This is a genomic window from Kineococcus rubinsiae, assembly GCF_011839805.1.
In the GTDB taxonomy this organism is placed as follows: Bacteria; Actinomycetota; Actinomycetes; order Actinomycetales; family Kineococcaceae; genus Kineococcus; species Kineococcus rubinsiae.
Genome location: NZ_VWPY01000048.1, coordinates 17,238 through 32,695, shown reverse-complemented (window position 1 = coordinate 32,695; position 15,458 = coordinate 17,238). Strand labels below are relative to the sequence as shown.

Sequence of the window (15,458 nt, the reverse complement as noted above, 5' to 3'; positions counted from 1 at the left end):
GCGCCGGGCCGCGGCCCGGGTCGAGGCCGCCGCCGCGGCGCGGGTGAAGGCGGCGGCCCGCCGCCGCCCGGGCTCGCCGCTGGCCACCTCCCTCGTCCTGGGCCTCGCGCTGCTGGCCGCCGGGGTCGTCGTGATCGCGGGGCAGCTGCTGCCCCTGCCCGGTGACGCCGTCCCGCTCGCGCTCGTCGCCGCGGTCGCCGTCATGGGGATGGGCGCGGTGGTCGCCGGGCTGCGGGGCCGCCGCACCGCGCTGCCCGGCCTGGCGACGCCCCTGGCGCTGCTGGCCATCGCCGCCAGCGTGCTGCCGGCCGGGGGCGGGTGGCAGTGGGAGGTCGACCAGCAGTGGGCCCCGACGCCGGCGTCCCTGCGGGAGGTCCCCGACAGCGCGTCCGTCGTGGGCCGCCTCGCCGTCGACCCGACGGGTGTGGCGACGGTCCCCGGGCGGGCGTCGGCCACCGTCGCGGCCGGCCGGCTCGACGTCCTCGTCCCCACGGGCGGCACGGTGCTCGTCGCCGCGCGGGTGGGCGCCGGCACCATCCGCGTCGAGGACTCCCCGCAGGTCGTGCCCGTCCTGGGCGCCGGCCAGGGGACGGCCGGGACGACCGCCGGCGGGTTCGACGTCGAGCGCGTCTACGCCGTCGGTCCCGAGGCTGCGGCCGTCGCCGCGGCCACCACCGTGCGCGGCGACGACGTCGCCGACTGGACGGTCCCCGCGGACGCCGGGACGGTCCTCACCGCGAGCACCTGGGCCGGCGAGATCCGCGTCGCCGCCCCGTCCAGCCGACTGCTGCAGGAGGACTGAGATGGACCCCGTCGACGAGCCGCACCGCTCCGACCGCACCGGGGCCGAGGACCTCACCCGGCCCGTGCCCGTGCCGCCGCCCTCGGTCCCGCCCCGTCCCCGCACGGTCGACGTCGGGGCCGTCCTGAGCGGCCTGGTGCTGCTCGCCGTCGCGGCCGGCGTCACCGCCCGCGAGGTGACCGGCACCACCTGGGACTGGCGGTGGAGCGCCGCCGGCGTCCTGCTGCTGTCCGGCCTCTGCGTCGTCGTCGCCGCGGTCGTCGCGGCCCTCGGGCAGCGCCACCGCGCCGGCGGTCGCCGTCCTGCCGGAGGAGGGGCCCCGCGGTAGCGTCGCCGCCGTGGAGACGCTGCAGGACGGGGTCCGTCGCGAGTCCGGCTGGGGCCGCACGGCCGACGGGACGCCCGTCGGCCGCTGGGTCCTCGACGACGGCGCGGTCGAGGTGGCGCTGGTCGAGCACGGGGCCCGCGTGCAGTCGGCGCTGGTGCCGGACCGCGAGGGCGAGCGCGCCGACGTCGTGCTGGGTTTCGGGGAGCTCGCGCCCTACGCGGGCAAGGGCCGCTCGTTCGGCGCCACGGTCGGCCGCTACGCCAACCGCCTGGCGCGCGGGCGCTTCCGCATCGAGGGCGTCGAGCACGCCGTCCCCGTGACCGACCGGGGCAACGCCCTGCACGGCGGGCTGCGGCCGTTCTCGGAACTGCTCTGGACCGCGCACCCGGTGCACGGCCGGCGCGGCGTCCGGTTCTCGCTGCTCAGCCCCGACGGGGACAACGGGTTCCCCGGCGCCCTGTCCGTCCACGTCAGCTACGTCCTGCACGACGGCGCGCTGAGCGTCGAGACGGTCGCGACGACCGACGCGGCGACGGTGCTGAACCTCACCAACCACACGTACTGGAACCTCGCGGGCGAGGGCAGCGGGACGGTCGACCCGCACCTGCTGCAGGTGGACGCGGAGACGTTCCTGCCGGTGGACGACACGGGCCTGCCGACCGGGGAGTTCCGGGCGGTGGCGGGGACCCCGTTCGACTTCCGGGCCCCGACGCCGATCGGGTACCACGTGCAGGACGACGACCCGCAGCTGCTGGCGGCCAAGGGCTACGACCACTGCTTCGTGCTCGCCGACGAGCCGGGCGGGGAACGTCCCGCGAGCCGAGCGGCGCGGGTCGTGGAGGAGGTCTCGGGCCGCACGCTGGAGGTGTGGACCGACCAGCCGGGCCTGCAGGTGTTCTCCGGGGGCGGCCTCGCCGGGACCCTCGTGGGGAAGTCCGGGACCGCCTACGGCCCGCGCAGCGGCCTCGCCCTGGAGGCGCAGGCGCTGCCGGACTCCCCGAACCGCCCGGAGTTCCCGAGCACCCTCCTGCTGGAGGGCGAGGAGTTCCGCTCCGTCACCGAGTTCCGGTTCGGCTGGGCCTGACCGCCGTGCGCGGCGGCCGCGCCGGAGGGTTCGACCCCACCGGCGCGACCGTCGAACGCTCGTCGTCAGACGGTGTGGTGACCGGCCGGGGTGCCGCCCGGGGCGACCCCGCCGACGTGCAGCTGCCAGTCCTCGATGAGGTTGGCGCGCCGCAGGTCCTCCTCGAAGTCGATCTCCACGGCGGCGAACTCGGAGATGTCGACGGGGTGGACGCGGACGCCGCGCCCGGAGATCGCGGTCTCGATGCCCCGCTCGAAGTAGTCCGTGTCCTCGCAGGCGCGCAGCTGCTCGATGAGGACGGCCTTGTCGGTGGAGGAGACGTAGTTGATCCCGACGGCCTCGCCGAGCCCGCCGACCACGGTCTTGGACAGCTCCTTGACGAAGCCCTCCGCGTCCACCGTGTACTTGACCTCCTCCTCGCCGACGACCGCCGTGTCGACGCAGACGAAGCTCTCGTCGCGCTCGAGGAACGGGGTGACCACCTGCAGGAGGCGGGGGTCGAAGACGACGTCGCCGTTCAGCCACAGGACGCCGCCGCGGTGGGAGGTCGTCAGGGCGCGCAGCAGGCTCTTGCTGGTGTTGGTGCGGTCGAACTCCTCGTTGTAGGCGAAGAGCAGGTCCGGGACGGCTTCCATGACCGTGGCGGCCTTGAACCCGACGACGGCCGTGATCGGCACGTCGCGGCCCAGGACGGCCCGCAGGTTGTCGACCTGCTGCTGCATGATCGAGCGGCCGTCGCGCAGGGTGGTCAGCGGCTTGGGCAGGGGACGGCCGAGGCGCGTGCCCATGCCGGCGGCGAGGATGGCGACCTGGACGTTCACGGGGAGACCTCCGTCGGGGGGAGCAGGGCGAGGACGCGCGCGGTGGCGTGGCCGTCCTCGCGGTGGCAGAACGTCTCGCGGAACCGCGCGTAGCGGTCGGCGTACGTCGTGGTGACGGTCGCGATGTCCGCGACCGCCGCGATGACCTCGTCGGAGGTGGTCAGCAGCGGGCCGGGGGCGATCTCCGGGAAGTCGAAGTAGAAGCCCCGCAGGTCGTCGCGGTAGTGGTCGAGGTCGTAGGTGAAGTACACGATCGGCTTGCCCGTCACGGCGAAGTCGAACTGCGTCGAGGAGTAGTCGGTCACCATGAGGTCCGCCGCCAGGTAGAGCTCGGCGATGTCCGGGTGGAACGACAGGTCCAGGACGCCGGGGAGGTCGACCGTGTCGAGGGCGGCCGAGACCATGTAGTGCAGCCGCAGCAGCAGCACGTGGTCGTCGCCCAGCTGCTCGTGGAAGCGCTCGAGGTCCAGCCGCAGCGAGAAGTCGGGGCCGGGGCCGAACTTCTCGTCGTCGCGCCAGGTCGGCGTGTAGAGGACCGCGGTGACGCCCTCGGGGACCCCGAGGGCGGCGCGGGCCTTGGCCCGCCGCTCGTCGCGGTCGGGTGCGCTGAGGACGTCGTTGCGCGGGTAGCCCGTCTCGGACAGGGGGCCCGCGTAGCGGAACGCCTGGCGCAGCGGCCCGGTGCTGGCCGCGTTCGGCGAGAGCAGGTGGTCCCAGCGCGCGATGTCGTGGTCGAGGCGCGCGAGGCGTCCCTCGGGTGCGAACAGCACGTCGTGGTGGATCGTCTTCAGCGGCGTGCCGTGCCAGGTCTGCAGGTAGAACGTCGTGGGCGCCTTGTCCCAGTCGAGGTCGAGGTGCGTGTTGGAGACCACCACGTCGGCGGACTCGAGGGCCGCCACCGCGTCGGGCGAGTCGATGTCGACGGTCGTCGTGCCGGCCGGGAACCCGTGCGCGTGCGCCGGGGTGGACAACCAGACGTGGTCGATGTCGTCGCCGCGGGCGACGAGGGCCTCGTGCAGGGCGCGCGGGTTGTCCGAGTAGCGCCCTTCGAAGCTGTGGTAGGTGATCTTCAATGCTCTCCTCGTGCTCGGCCAGGGGGTGGAGCCAGTGCCTCGACTCCGACCCTGGGCGGAGCCCCATGATGGGGGACCGCGGTCGTCTTCGCCCACCCCCCGTGACGAGGAGGCAGCGACAGGGCCGTTTCGACGAACGACGGTCGCTGTGCGTCACGAGCAAGCTCGTCCGAGCTGTTCGGCGGCCGCCTCGGCCTGGACCCCACGGGCGACCGGTGGTGCGTCGCGACCGGCCCGGCAGCCACGCTACCTCCCCGCGCGGGCCGCGCCGCCGCGTCCGGGGCAGGACCACCCGGACGCGCGGAGGCCCCGCAGCGCGGGTGCGCTGCGGGGCCTCGAGGTCGCGGACGGGGTCGTTCCCGACGACCCGTCCTCTCAGCGGGCGGACTTCCCGCCCTCGCGGGTGCGCCGGCCGCGACGGCCGGCTGCGCGGGACGCCCCGCGCAGCGCCCGCGAGGTGACGCTGGGTCCCTCGGCGCGCTCGAGCCGGTCCGCGATGTTCGTCAGCGCCCTGGCCCCGAGCGGCACGGCGACCGACGACGTCAGCCAGCGGCGGACGCCGTCGGGCAGCCGGGCTCCCACCGGGTGTCCCCGCTCCCCGGTCTCGCTCAGCCCTTGAAGACGTCCTTGACGTCCTCGACCGTCTTCTTGGCCTCGGCGGAGGTCTGGTCCGCGCGGCCCTCGGCGCGCAGCTCCTCGTTGCCCGTGGCGCTGCCGGCGCCCTCCTTGGCCTGCCCGACGAGCTTCTCGGCGGCGTTCTTGGCCTTGTCGGCGATGCTCATGGTGGGACTCCCGTCCTCGCGCACCGTCACGGTGACGGTGTCAGGAGGGCAGAGCCCCCACCCGCGCCGATCGTCACGCGCCCGGTGGCGTGAGCTGCCTCACACGCTTCCCGTCGGGGGTGACACCGTGCCGCGTGCCTCGCGGGTCCCCCCACCGGACCGCGGTGCCGCTCGGCCGCTCAGCCCATGGTCCGCGCGCCGTCGATGCTCTCGCGCAGGACGTCGGCGTGCCCCGCGTGCTGGGACGTCTCCGCGATGACGTGCAGCAGCACCCGGCGGGCCGACCACCGGGCGCCCGGCTCGAACCACGGGGCGGCCGGGAGGGCCTGCGAGACACCGAGGTCGGGCAGGGTGCGCACCAGGTCGTCCGTGCGGGCCGCGACCTCGGCGTAGCGGGCCAGCACCGCCTCCAGGGTGTCCTCGGGCGTCATCGTGAACCCGTCCGCCCAGTCGTCCCCGCCCGTGCCCATCGCGGCCGCGCCGACGACGAGGAAGCGCGCCCACTGGTCCTCCGTCGTGGCCACGTGCTTGACCAGGCCCCCGAGCGACAGCGCGCTCGCCGTCGGCCGCAGCCGCGCCTGCTCCTCGCTCAGGCCCCGCACCGTGAACGTCAGGAACCAGCGGTGGCGGGCCAGGGACTCCAGGAGGTCCGCCCGCTCGCCGGTGCTCGTGGTCGTCGTCGTGGTGGTCATCGTGGGCTCCTCCGTCGCGGGCCGGCCCGGCGCCCCGTGCGCCGTCGAGGACCACGCTAGGGACGGCAGGTGCCAGTTCCTGGCCGCAATCGAGAGCAGCATGGGGGCATGGCCGGGACGGGTGCGCGGATGCTGCAGCTCATGTCCCTGCTGCAGACGTCGCGGCACTGGGCGGGGCGCGACCTCGCCGAGCGCCTCGAGGTGTCCCTGCGCACGCTGCGCCGCGACGTGGACCGGTTGCGGGAGCTGGGCTACCCCGTCGAGGCCCGCCGCGGCGTCGACGGCGGGTACCAGCTGCGGCCCGGCACCTCGCTGCCCCCGCTGGTGCTCGACGACGACGAGGCCGTCGCGCTCGCCCTGGGCCTGCAGGCGGCCGCGCAGTCGGGTGTGGAGGGCATGGCCGAGTCCTCGGTGCGGGCGCTGGCCAAGGTGGTGCCGGTCATGCCGCGCCGACTGCGCCACCGGGTCGAGGCCCTGACGCAGGCGACGGCCCGCGCACCCTGGTCGGGCCACGGCGCGGCGGTGGACCCGGGCGTCCTGACGGCCCTTGCGCAGCTCTGCCGCGACGCCGAGCGCTGCACGCTGGCCTACACGACGCGCGACGAGCGCACGGGCGAGCGCCACGTGGAACCCCACCGCCTCGTGCCGCTGGGGCGCCGCTGGTACCTCGTGGCCTACGACCTGGACCGCGGCGACTGGCGGACGTTCCGCCTCGACCGGGTCGCCGCGGCGCGGTCGTCGGGGGAGCGCTTCGCCCCCCGCCGGCTGCCCGCCGACGACGTGACCGAGTTCGTCCGCGCCGCGACCCGCGCCACCCCCACGGCCGCGGTGATCACCGCCACCGTGCAGGCGCCGGCCGGGGAGGTGCGCACCCGCACGGGGCGCTGGGCCACCGTGACCCCGCTGGACGAGCGCACGTGCCGGGTCGACGTCCCCGTGGACGGCCCGGAGTGGGCGCTGCTGGTCCTGGGTATGACGGGTGCGGAGTTCACCGTCGAGTCCCCCGACGACCTCCGGGACCACCTGCGGCAGTGGGGAGAGCGCTTCGTCCGCGCGGCGGGGCAGGTCCCGGCGCCGGCGGGTGGGACGCTCCCGGGGGCCGGCGGCTGACGTCGCCGGGGCGGCGGGTGCCGCCACGTCCAGCGCGGGGAGTCGTCGTGTTCACGAGGAGCCTGGGTCCGTCGAGCGAGCTGCGCCCGCTCGAGGTGTGGCACGCCGAGGAGTTCGCGGACCACCTCGACCGGGCGCGCGAGCACGTCCGGCCCTGGGTGGGGCCCTCCTTCGTGACGGACACCGTCGAGGGGGCGCGCGCCACGCTGCGCCGCTACGCCGACGGCGCGGCCGCCGACGGTGCGCGCCTGGTCGGGATCTGGCGGTCGGGCGTCCTCGTGGGCGGCGTCATGTTCGTGTCCTTCAGCGCCGCCGCCGGCGTGTGCGAACTCGGGTGCTGGCTCGAACCCGCCGCGGAGGGCGAGGGTCTCGTGACGGCCGCGGCGTCCGTCCTCCTCGCCTGGGCGCTGGACGAGCGCGGCCTGCACCGGGCCGAGTGGCGCTGCCGCGCCGACAACCTCCGCAGCGCGGCAGTCGCCCGCCGGCTGGGGATGACGCTGGAGGGCACCCTCCGCGAGGCCTGGCCCGTCGGCGGCGTCCGCCACGACCAGCAGGTGTGGGCCGTGCTGGCGACGGACCGCCGGGACCGCGCCTCCGCGCCGGCGGGCGCGCCGACCGCCTGAGCGTGCCGCCTCACCCCGCGGCGGACTCCAGGACCTCCTTCAGGCGGGCCAGGTCGGCCGTCACCAGGCCGGTGTCGCGCTCGAACTCGGCGTCGTCCATGCCGGGCGCGCGGCGCAGCGTGAACACCACCTCGCACCCGTCGCCGTCGACGATCGCGCGCAGCGGGACGTGCACCTCCGCACCGGTCGGGGTCAGCACGTCGTGGTCGAGCACGCCGAACGCGTTGCGCGGCGCGAACCTGATCCGCGCCCGCCCACCGGGCGTCTCGACGAACCACTCGCCGTCCACCTGCTCGACGGCACGGCCCAGCCCGGGCGACCAGCGCGGCAGGTTCGAGGGTTCGACGACGAAGTCGTAGACCTCCTGCACCGGCCGGTCGACGTGGACGCTGAGGTGCCGCGACGGCGTGGTCATCCGGTCACGGTGGCACCGGGGCGTCACGCCGTCCAGGTCCCCCGCCGGGTCCGGGGCCGGGCCCGCGGCTTCCCGGCCGAGCGGGCCCGCGGGCCGTGAGGCACGCTGAGGCCGTGACGCAGCCGCCGCCCGCCCCCGGGCGCCCGCACGACCCGAGCGCCGACCGCCTCCTGGGCGCCGAGACCGTGGTGACGATGGACGCGGACCTCACCGTGCTCCCGCGCGGGGGAGTCCTGCTGCGCGGCAACCGCATCGCCGCCGTGGGGGACTACGAGGCGCTGCGCCGCGAGCACCCCGCGGCGGCCGCGGAGTTCCTCACCGGGCGCCTGCTCATGCCCGGCCTGGTGAACACCCACCACCACTCGGGGCTGCTGCGGGGGACCGCGGAGCACCTGCCGGTCTGGGAGTGGCTGCGGCGCCACATCAACCCGATGCACCGCGTCCTGACGGCCGAGGAGGCGGAGGCCGCGTCGTGGCTCTGCTACGCCGAGGGGCTGCTCGCGGGCACCACGACGGTCGTGGACATGTGGCGCTACATGGACCGCAGCGCCGACGTGGCCCGCCAGCTCGGCAACCGGCTCGTCACCGCCTCCTACGTCGGGGCCCACCCCGACCACGACTACTTCGACACCCTCGACGACAACGAGCGGCTGCTGCAGGACCACCACGGCGGGGCCGACGGCCGCGTGCAGGTCTGGGTGGGCCTGGAGCACCTGTTCTACGCCGACGAGGCCGGCCAGGCGCGGGCCGTGGACCTCGCGCGCCGCTACGGCACCGGTTTCTACACGCACTGCAGCGAGTCGGAGACGGAACTCCCGGAGTTCGCGGAGCGCTACGGCAAGCGCCCCGCGTTCGTCCTCGACGACCTGGGGTTCTTCGAGTCGCCCGCCGTCCTGGCCCACGCGGTGTGGCTGGACGAGGCGGAGATCGAGCTCGTCGCCCGCCGCGGTGTCGGGGTGGCGCACAACCCGGTGTCGAACATGAAGCTGGTCAGCGGGGTCGCGCCCGTCGCGGCGATGCTGGCCGCGGGCGTCGCGGTGGGGCTCGGGACGGACGGGGAGAAGGAGAACAACAACCTCGACATGTTCGAGGAGATGAAGGTCGCCTCGCTGCTCGGCAAGCTCTCCTCGGGCGACGCGGCCGCGATGGACTCGTGGACGGTGCTGCGGATGGCCACGACGGGCGGGGCGCGCGCGATGCGGCTCGACGGCGACGTGGGGTCCCTCGAGGCCGGCAAGAAGGCCGACCTCATCGCGGTCCGCGCCGACACCCCGCGCACGACGCCGTACTTCGACGCGGGCCCGCACGCCAACGTCCACCACAACCTCGTGCACGCCGTGCGGGGCGGCGACGTCGACCTCACGGTGGTCGACGGGCAGGTGCTCGTGCGCGACGGCCGCCTCGTCACGGCGGACCTCACCGAGATCGTCGACCGCGCCCGCCGCGCCGCACCCGGGCTGTTCGCCCGGCGCACGGCCTGGCTCGCCGAGCACGACCTCTCCGACAGCCCGTTCGGCTGAGGGGGCACCGGTGCCCGAGGGGGACAGCGTCCTGAAGGTCGCGCGCAAGCTCGACGCCCGGCTGCGCGGATCCGTGCTGCGCCACAGCGACTTCCGCGTGCCGCAGCACGCCACCGCGGACCTGTCGGGGCTCGCGGTGCTCGGCACGGTCGCGCGCGGCAAGCACCTGCTGACGCGGTTCGAGGGCGGCACGACGCTGCACACCCACCTGCGCATGGACGGCGAGTGGACCGTCCTGGCCCCCGGCAAGCAGCTGCCGCGCCGCCTGGTCCCCGACGTCCGGATCCTGCTCACCACGACCGTCGAGGGCCGTCCCGGCCCGACGGCCGCGGCGCTGCGGATGCCGGTCGTCGAGCTGCTGCCCACGGCGCAGGAGGGCGACGCCGTCGGCCACCTCGGGCCCGACGTGCTCGCCCCGCACCCCGACGTGGACGAGGCCGTGCGCCGGCTCGCGGCCCAGCCCGACCGGGGCATCGCCGCGGCCCTGCTCGACCAGCGCAACCTCGCGGGCCTCGGCAACCTCTGGGTCAACGAGCTGTGCTTCCTGCGGGGCCTCGACCCGTGGCGGCCCGCGGGCACGATCGACCTGCGCCGCGCCGTGGACCTGGCCGTGCGGATGCTCCGCCACTCCGTGGACGTCCCCGGCGCCTACCAGGTCACCACGGGCGACACGCGTCCCGGCCGGTCGCACTGGGTCGCCGGGCGGGCCGGGAAGCCGTGCCTGCGGTGCGGCACGACGATCCAGGTCGTCGCCGAGGTGCCGGGCGACGCCGAGCAGCGCCGTACGTGGTGGTGCCCGCGCTGCCAGCCGTCGCTGACCGCCGCCTGAGCGCCTGCTGCGCCGACGGCCGACACGGGGGAGTGAACGGCGGGGGGCACCGGGGTTCCCCGCGGAGCGGCCCGGTGAACTCTCGGTGACCTCTGCCCGAGGGGGGCCGGGTGGCGCCGGAACGGCCGCACGCGCGACCTAGGGTTCGAGACGTCAGCACTCCGCCGCACGGAGAGGTCGTCATGGCGACCCTGCAGCAGACCACCGGTCCCTCCCGGATCACCGGGCGCGTGACCGTCAAGACCCACCGCCCACCGGCCGATGCTGAGCGGGAGGTGTACGCGAAGACGCCGCCGTCCCCGACCGCCGTGGACCAGCCGGCCGAGACGCGCACGCAGGACCGGATCCGGGGCTCCGTCCCGGGTGGCGGTCGGACCGCGGTCGGGGCCTGGGAGGGCATCATGGTGCAGGGCGCAGATCCCGCGACGGCGCGGGGCACGGCTCGGCAGCACCTGCGGGAGGGCCACGACACCGACGTGAAGCCGCTCCCCGCATGACCCCGGCCACGGCCCGCCGCGGGCCGCTCGTCATCGCCCACCGCGGGTACTCCGCGGTGGCTCCCGAGAACACCCTCGCCGCCTTCGAGGCGGCCCTGCGGGCGGGCGCGGACCTCCTCGAGCTGGACGTCCACCTCTCCGCCGACGGGGTGCCGGTGGTGGTCCACGACCACACCCTCGACGCGACGACGGGCGTCTCACGGGCCGTCGGGGACGTCTCGACGTCCGACCTGTCGCACGTCGACGCGGGCGTCTGGTTCTCCGAGGCCTACGCCGGCCAGCGCGTGCCCACCCTCGCCGAGGTGCTGCGGCTGACTGCCGACCACCCCGGGGCGGGGCTGCTCATCGAGTTCAAGGGCCGCTGGGCGCCCGCCTCGGTGGCGGTGGCCGCCCTGATCGTGGCGGACTCCGGCATCGCCGACCGCTGCGTGCTGCAGAGCTTCGACCGCTCGACGGTCGCCGCCCTGCGCGACTGGGCGCCCGACGTGCGACGGGCCCTGCTCGTCCTGCGGCCGGAGGAGGACCCCGCGGCGCAGGCCAGGACCCTCGCCGCGGACCTCGGCGTGATGGCGTGCAACCCGCACGTCGCGGCCGTCGTCGCCTCGCCCGAGGTCGTCGGCGCCTTCCACTCCGCGGGCATGCAGGTCTTCACGTGGACCGTGGACGAGCCGGTGCTCTGGGCCGAGGTCCTGCGCTCGGGCGTCGACGGCATCATCACGAACGACCCCGCCCGGCTGCGCGGCTACCTGGACTGCCGGGAGCTGCGCCTCACGCAGGACCTGCCCGTCGAGGACCGCGACGTGCTCGCGCGGCGGGCCGTCGTCCAGGGCGGGCGCTCCCACCCGTCGCCCGCCGAGCTGCTGCGCCGCAGCGCACCTCCCGCGACGCCGACCGTCGTCTGACGTCCCGCCCGGCCCCGTCCGCCGGGCGGTCGCCCGTGGCGGTCAGCGACCGGGGAGCGTCGCCAGCGACTGCGAGCGCTGCCGCAGGAGCTCGGCGTAGGTGCCGTCGCGCTCGGCCCACCGCAGCCGCCGGGCGGCCTGCACCACCACCTCGCGCGGGGTGGGGTCCGCGCCGAGGAGGTCGACCACCTCGTCGAGGAACGCCTCCAGCGGCAGCGCCGCCGGGTTGACCAGCTCCTGCCCCGCGGTCGCGACCGCCGGGGGCACCAGCTCGGTCACCTGCACCCCCGTGCCCTCCAGCTGCGCCCGCAGCGCCTCGGTGTAGGCGTGGACCCCGGCCTTCGACGCCCCGTAGCTGGCCATGAGGGGGAACGGCAGGAAGGCGATGCCGGAGGTCACGGTGATCACGTCGCCCGCCCCGCGGCCGAGCAGGTGCGGCGTGAAGGCGTCGAGGACGCGGATCGTGCCCAGCAGGTTGACCGCGATCGTCGTCTCCGCGGCGGCGGCGTGGGCGGGGTCGCGCAGGTCCTCCAGGAGCATCACCCCCGACATCGTCACCACCACGTCGAGGTCGGGGTGGCGGGTGAGGACCTCGTCGCGGGCGCGCTGCACGCTCACGTGGTCGGTGACGTCGATCCGGACGGTCTCGAGGCTCCCGTCGCCGGCGACCCGGCCGGGGTCGCGCCCGCCGACGACGACCGTGCTGCCGGCCGCCGCGAAGCGGCGGGCCAGGCCCAGGCCGATGCCGGAGGTCCCGCCGACGATGAGGACGGTGCGTCCGCTGATGTCCATGTCGATCCCCTGCTCGCTGAGGTGAGGTGCCCGACCAGCGTCGGCTCCCGCGCCGCGGGGAGGCAGGCCCCCGCCGGTCCGGGGAGTGGCAGGACCCCTTCCGGTCCCCGGCGCGGCCCGCGGGCGGAGCTAGCGTGGGCGGGGTGGAGGAGAACCGGCTGGGCGAGTACCTGCGGGCCCGGCGCGCCCTGGTCAGCCCGCAGCAGCTGGGCCTGCCCGGCGGCGCGCGCCGCCGGGTCGCGGGCCTGCGCCGCGAGGAGGTCGCCCTCCTGGCCGGGGTGAGCGCCGACTACTACCTCCGGCTGGAGCGCGGCCGCGACCGGAACCCGTCGCCGCAGGTGCTCCAGGCGCTGGCGCGGGTCCTGCAGCTCGACGACGTCGAGACGGCCTACCTGCTCGACCTCGCCCGTCCCCGACCGCGCACCCGCCCGCAGCGGCGCACCGAACGCGTTCCCGCCCGGCTGCACCACCTGCTGGCCGCGCTGGACGTGCCGGCCTTCGTCGAGGGCCGCGCCTTCGACGTCCTGGCGTCGAACCCCCTGGCCCTGGCGCTGTCGCCGCGCCTGCGGCCGGGGGAGAACCGGTTGCGCTCGCTGTTCCTCGACCCGGCCGAGCGGGACTTCCACGAGGACTGGGAGGCGGTCACGGCCGAGTTCGTCGGCGCCTTCCGCCAGTCGGTCGGCGTCTCCGCGACCGACCGCGCCGACGTCGTCCACGACCCCCGGACCGTCGAGCTCGTGGGGGAGCTGTCGCTGGCCAGCGGGCGCTTCCGGGCCCTGTGGGACCGCCACGACGTCCGCGACCTCCGGGGCGGGACGGTGACCGTCGCCCACCCGGTCCTCGGGACGCTGCGGCTGCACCGGGACAAGCTGCCCGTCGAGGACGTCCTGCTCGTCGTGTACTACCCCGACGCCGACAGCGGGAGCGCGGAGAAGCTGCGGCTGCTGGCGTCGCTCGCGGCGACGAGCGCCGCGGCCGCCGGCGGCGACGAACCGTCGCCGGGTTCCCGGTCGTCGTAGGTTCCCGCCGTCGTGGGTTCCGGGCCTGCGGACCGGGAACCCGCGCGGGCAGGACCTTGCCGCCCGTGCCGGAACCCTGGAGGCTGAGCTCCCCGTCGCTCCGGAGGAACCCATGGGCAAGCTGGTCTACGCCGCCAACACCTCGCTGGACGGCTTCCTCGAGGACGAGGACGGCGCCTTCGACTTCGCGGAGCCGGACGAGGAGGTGCACGCGTTCTGGAACGAGCACGAGCGCGCCGTGGGCACGTCGCTCTACGGCCGCCGGATGTACGAGACGATGCGCATCTGGGAGGACGACGACTGGCTGGTGGGGGAACCGCCCGTCGTCCGCGAGTACGCGGAGATCTGGCGCGACGCCGACAAGGTCGTGTTCTCCTCGACGCTCGAGCAGGCGCCGACGGCGCGCACGAGGATCGAGCGGACCTTCGACCCGGAGGCGGTGCGGCAGCTCAAGGAGGGTTCCCGCTCCGACCTGAGCATCGGCGGCGCGACGCTGGCGGCCGAGGCGTTCCGGCACGGGCTGGTCGACGAGTGCGTGCTGCTCCTCTGCCCCGTGCTCGTCGGCGGCGGGAAGCCCGCGCTGCCCCGGGGGGTGCGGCTCGACCTGGAACTCCTGGAGCACCGGCGGTTCGGCAACGGCGCCCTCTACGTGCGCCACGCGGTGCGGAACCCCCGCTGACGGCTGCGGTTCCGGCGCCGTCGTCAGGAGGACTCGTCGTCAGCGCGCCCCGTCGACCATCCGCAGCAGCACGGCGTTCAGCGTCGCCGCCTCCGCCTCGCTGAGGCCCAGCAGCTCGGGCCGGTTCGCCCGGCGCACCTCCGGCCACACCACCGCCAGCAGGTCGTGACCCGCGGGGGTCAGGGCCAGCGGGTTGCGCCGGCCCTTGGCGCGCTCCGCCTCGCGGGCGACCAGCCCGCGCTCCACCATCCCGTCCAGGACCCCGCTGATCGACTGCGGTCGCACCAGCACCTCGCGGGCCAGCTGCGCCTGGGTGAACGCGGCGCCGGTGGCCAGGTGGGAGAGCACGCCGAACTGCACGGGGGAGAGCCCGTGCTCGGCGAACACCTCGGTGAGGTCGCGCTGCGCCCGGTGCGCGGCGCGGATCAGCGACCACGTCACGAGAGCGTCGATGTCCTGCCCGGTCAACTCCACGGCCGACTTGCCTCCCCCTGCGTCGCGGGTCATTCTTCCATCAACAGGTTCCTGCTACTTGAGTGAGGCTGACGTGCCGACACCCACCACCCTCGAGAACCCCTCTCCCGACCGCGCCGACGCACCGGGACGCCTCCTCGTGACCGGGGCGACCGGTGACGTCGGCACCGCCCTCGTCGACGAGCTCGTCGCGACGGGGACGCCCCTGCGCGTCCTGTGCCGGCGCCCCGAGCAGGTGCGCCGCTTCGCCGGGCGCGGGGTCGACGCCGTCCTCGGCAGCTTCGAGGACGGCGACAGCCTGCGGGCGGCGGCCCGCGGCTGCGAGCAGCTGTTCCTCAACACCCCGCCCGGGCCGCAGCAGTTCCGGCAGAACCGCGACGCCGTCGACGCGGCCGTCGCCGCCGGCGTGCGCCACGTGGTGAAGGTGTCCGCCTCCGACGCCAACCCGCGCTCGGACATCCCGTGGGCCCGCGACCACGGCCTCGCCGACGAGCACCTGCGGCGCAGCGGTCTGGCCTGGACCGTGCTCAAGCCGGGCGCGTTCACGAAGAACCTCCTGGTGGAGGCCGCGGCCGTCCGCCGGGGCTGGCTGCCGCAGACCAGCGGGCACGGGGCCACGGCCTGGATCGACGTGCGCGACGTCGCCGCGGTGGGCGCCCGCGTGCTCACCGACCCGGCGCTGCAGGGCGGTCCCGGCGAGGACGGCCGGGTGTACCGGCTGACGGGTGACCGCCCCCTGTCCTACCCCGAGGTCGCCGGCGTCCTGACGGCCGTGCTCGGGCACCGCGTGCGCTACCTCCACGTCCCCGCGCCCGCGTTCTACGGCGTGCTGCGCGCGACAGGCGTGCCCGCCTGGCAGGCCCGGGGCCTCGTGCACCAGTTCGTCCAGGTGGTGCGCCGCGGGCAGGACGACGGGCGCCTGTGCAGCAGCGACGTCCCCGACCTGCTCGGCCGGCCGGCGATCACGGTCGCCGACTTCGCCCGGGACCACCGCGCGGCGTTCGTCGCGGCGTGAG

General features: G+C 75.7%; 19 protein-coding genes and 1 pseudogene. 12 read left to right on the top strand and 8 right to left on the bottom strand.

Features of this window, described 5'->3' with window-relative positions; all coding sequences use genetic code 11:
• From F1544_RS18255 to F1544_RS18245, 3 genes and pseudogenes are all read left to right on the top strand, one after another.
• Window positions 1-802 (top strand): annotated as a pseudogene (locus F1544_RS18255) (hypothetical protein); the annotation flags it as partial.
• 1 nt (window position 803) lies between these two features.
• A complete protein-coding gene (locus F1544_RS18250) occupies window positions 804-1,130 on the top strand; it encodes a hypothetical protein (RefSeq protein WP_167587553.1) in 327 nt (108 codons plus the stop codon).
• A 10-nt stretch (window positions 1,131-1,140) separates the two neighbouring features.
• The gene (locus F1544_RS18245; RefSeq protein WP_208972142.1) at window positions 1,141-2,214 is read left to right on the top strand and encodes an aldose epimerase family protein; all 1,074 of its coding nucleotides are present in this window, start codon (window positions 1,141-1,143) and stop codon (window positions 2,212-2,214) included.
• 65 nt (window positions 2,215-2,279) lie between these two features.
• Here F1544_RS18245 and F1544_RS18240 read toward each other — a convergent pair whose 3' ends face one another.
• The 5 genes from F1544_RS18240 to F1544_RS18220 all read right to left on the bottom strand — a co-directional run bounded on the left by F1544_RS18240 (window position 2,280) and on the right by F1544_RS18220 (window position 5,582).
• Window positions 2,280-3,035: a phosphocholine cytidylyltransferase family protein gene (locus tag F1544_RS18240; RefSeq protein ID WP_308470162.1), complete on the bottom strand. Its 756-nt coding sequence runs from the start codon at window positions 3,033-3,035 to the stop codon at window positions 2,280-2,282.
• On the bottom strand, window positions 3,032-4,108 hold the full coding sequence (locus F1544_RS18235) for a CDP-glycerol glycerophosphotransferase family protein (RefSeq protein WP_167587552.1): 1,077 nt from the start codon (window positions 4,106-4,108) through the stop codon (window positions 3,032-3,034). The genes F1544_RS18240 and F1544_RS18235 overlap by 4 nt, the downstream gene beginning before the upstream one ends.
• Before the next feature lie 375 nt (window positions 4,109-4,483).
• A complete protein-coding gene (locus F1544_RS18230; protein ID WP_167587551.1) occupies window positions 4,484-4,690 on the bottom strand; it encodes a hypothetical protein in 207 nt (68 codons plus the stop codon).
• A 26-nt stretch (window positions 4,691-4,716) separates the two neighbouring features.
• Window positions 4,717-4,890: a CsbD family protein gene (locus F1544_RS18225; RefSeq protein ID WP_167587550.1), complete on the bottom strand. Its 174-nt coding sequence runs from the start codon at window positions 4,888-4,890 to the stop codon at window positions 4,717-4,719.
• 179 nt (window positions 4,891-5,069) lie between these two features.
• On the bottom strand, window positions 5,070-5,582 hold the full coding sequence (locus tag F1544_RS18220; RefSeq protein ID WP_167587549.1) for a DinB family protein: 513 nt from the start codon (window positions 5,580-5,582) through the stop codon (window positions 5,070-5,072).
• A 108-nt stretch (window positions 5,583-5,690) separates the two neighbouring features.
• Between F1544_RS18220 and F1544_RS18215 the strand changes: the two genes are divergently transcribed.
• Together F1544_RS18215 and F1544_RS18210 are read left to right on the top strand one after the other, a co-directional pair.
• Window positions 5,691-6,692: a helix-turn-helix transcriptional regulator gene (locus tag F1544_RS18215; protein WP_167587548.1), complete on the top strand. Its 1,002-nt coding sequence runs from the start codon at window positions 5,691-5,693 to the stop codon at window positions 6,690-6,692.
• A 47-nt stretch (window positions 6,693-6,739) separates the two neighbouring features.
• Window positions 6,740-7,315 (top strand): GNAT family N-acetyltransferase, encoded by a 576-nt coding sequence (locus F1544_RS18210; protein WP_167587547.1) that lies wholly within the window; start codon window positions 6,740-6,742, stop codon window positions 7,313-7,315.
• Between the two features lie 10 nt (window positions 7,316-7,325).
• On the opposite strand, the gene F1544_RS18205 is transcribed toward F1544_RS18210, so the two are convergent.
• Window positions 7,326-7,730: an SRPBCC family protein gene (locus F1544_RS18205; protein ID WP_167587546.1), complete on the bottom strand. Its 405-nt coding sequence runs from the start codon at window positions 7,728-7,730 to the stop codon at window positions 7,326-7,328.
• A 194-nt stretch (window positions 7,731-7,924) separates the two neighbouring features.
• On the opposite strand from F1544_RS18205, the gene F1544_RS18200 reads away from it, so the two are divergent.
• The 4 genes from F1544_RS18200 to F1544_RS18185 all read left to right on the top strand — a co-directional run bounded on the left by F1544_RS18200 (window position 7,925) and on the right by F1544_RS18185 (window position 11,478).
• Complete coding sequence (locus F1544_RS18200; RefSeq protein ID WP_167587557.1) at window positions 7,925-9,250, top strand: amidohydrolase; 1,326 nt, start codon at window positions 7,925-7,927, stop codon at window positions 9,248-9,250.
• Between the two features lie 10 nt (window positions 9,251-9,260).
• The gene (locus F1544_RS26530) at window positions 9,261-10,079 is read left to right on the top strand and encodes a DNA-formamidopyrimidine glycosylase family protein (protein WP_167587545.1); all 819 of its coding nucleotides are present in this window, start codon (window positions 9,261-9,263) and stop codon (window positions 10,077-10,079) included.
• A gap of 182 nt (window positions 10,080-10,261) precedes the next feature.
• On the top strand, window positions 10,262-10,576 hold the full coding sequence (locus F1544_RS18190) for a hypothetical protein (protein ID WP_167587544.1): 315 nt from the start codon (window positions 10,262-10,264) through the stop codon (window positions 10,574-10,576).
• Window positions 10,573-11,478, top strand: coding sequence for a glycerophosphodiester phosphodiesterase (locus tag F1544_RS18185; RefSeq protein ID WP_167587543.1), 906 nt, complete (start codon window positions 10,573-10,575; stop codon window positions 11,476-11,478). The genes F1544_RS18190 and F1544_RS18185 overlap by 4 nt, the downstream gene beginning before the upstream one ends.
• Window positions 11,479-11,520: 42 nt before the next feature.
• Here F1544_RS18185 and F1544_RS18180 read toward each other — a convergent pair whose 3' ends face one another.
• The gene (locus tag F1544_RS18180) at window positions 11,521-12,270 is read right to left on the bottom strand and encodes an SDR family oxidoreductase (RefSeq protein ID WP_167587542.1); all 750 of its coding nucleotides are present in this window, start codon (window positions 12,268-12,270) and stop codon (window positions 11,521-11,523) included.
• A gap of 134 nt (window positions 12,271-12,404) precedes the next feature.
• Here F1544_RS18180 and F1544_RS18175 point away from each other — a divergent pair, with 134 nt between their 5' ends.
• Window positions 12,405-13,289 (top strand): helix-turn-helix domain-containing protein, encoded by an 885-nt coding sequence (locus F1544_RS18175; protein ID WP_167587541.1) that lies wholly within the window; start codon window positions 12,405-12,407, stop codon window positions 13,287-13,289.
• A 112-nt stretch (window positions 13,290-13,401) separates the two neighbouring features.
• Complete coding sequence (locus tag F1544_RS18170; RefSeq protein WP_167587540.1) at window positions 13,402-13,968, top strand: dihydrofolate reductase family protein; 567 nt, start codon at window positions 13,402-13,404, stop codon at window positions 13,966-13,968.
• Between the two features lie 39 nt (window positions 13,969-14,007).
• Here the strand turns inward: F1544_RS18170 and F1544_RS18165 are convergent, their stop codons facing one another.
• A complete protein-coding gene (locus tag F1544_RS18165; protein ID WP_167587539.1) occupies window positions 14,008-14,475 on the bottom strand; it encodes a MarR family winged helix-turn-helix transcriptional regulator in 468 nt (155 codons plus the stop codon).
• Between the two features lie 40 nt (window positions 14,476-14,515).
• On the opposite strand from F1544_RS18165, the gene F1544_RS18160 reads away from it, so the two are divergent.
• Window positions 14,516-15,457, top strand: a complete 942-nt coding sequence (locus F1544_RS18160; RefSeq protein ID WP_167587538.1) for an NAD(P)H-binding protein — start codon at window positions 14,516-14,518, stop codon at window positions 15,455-15,457.
• Window position 15,458 lies beyond the last annotated feature (1 nt).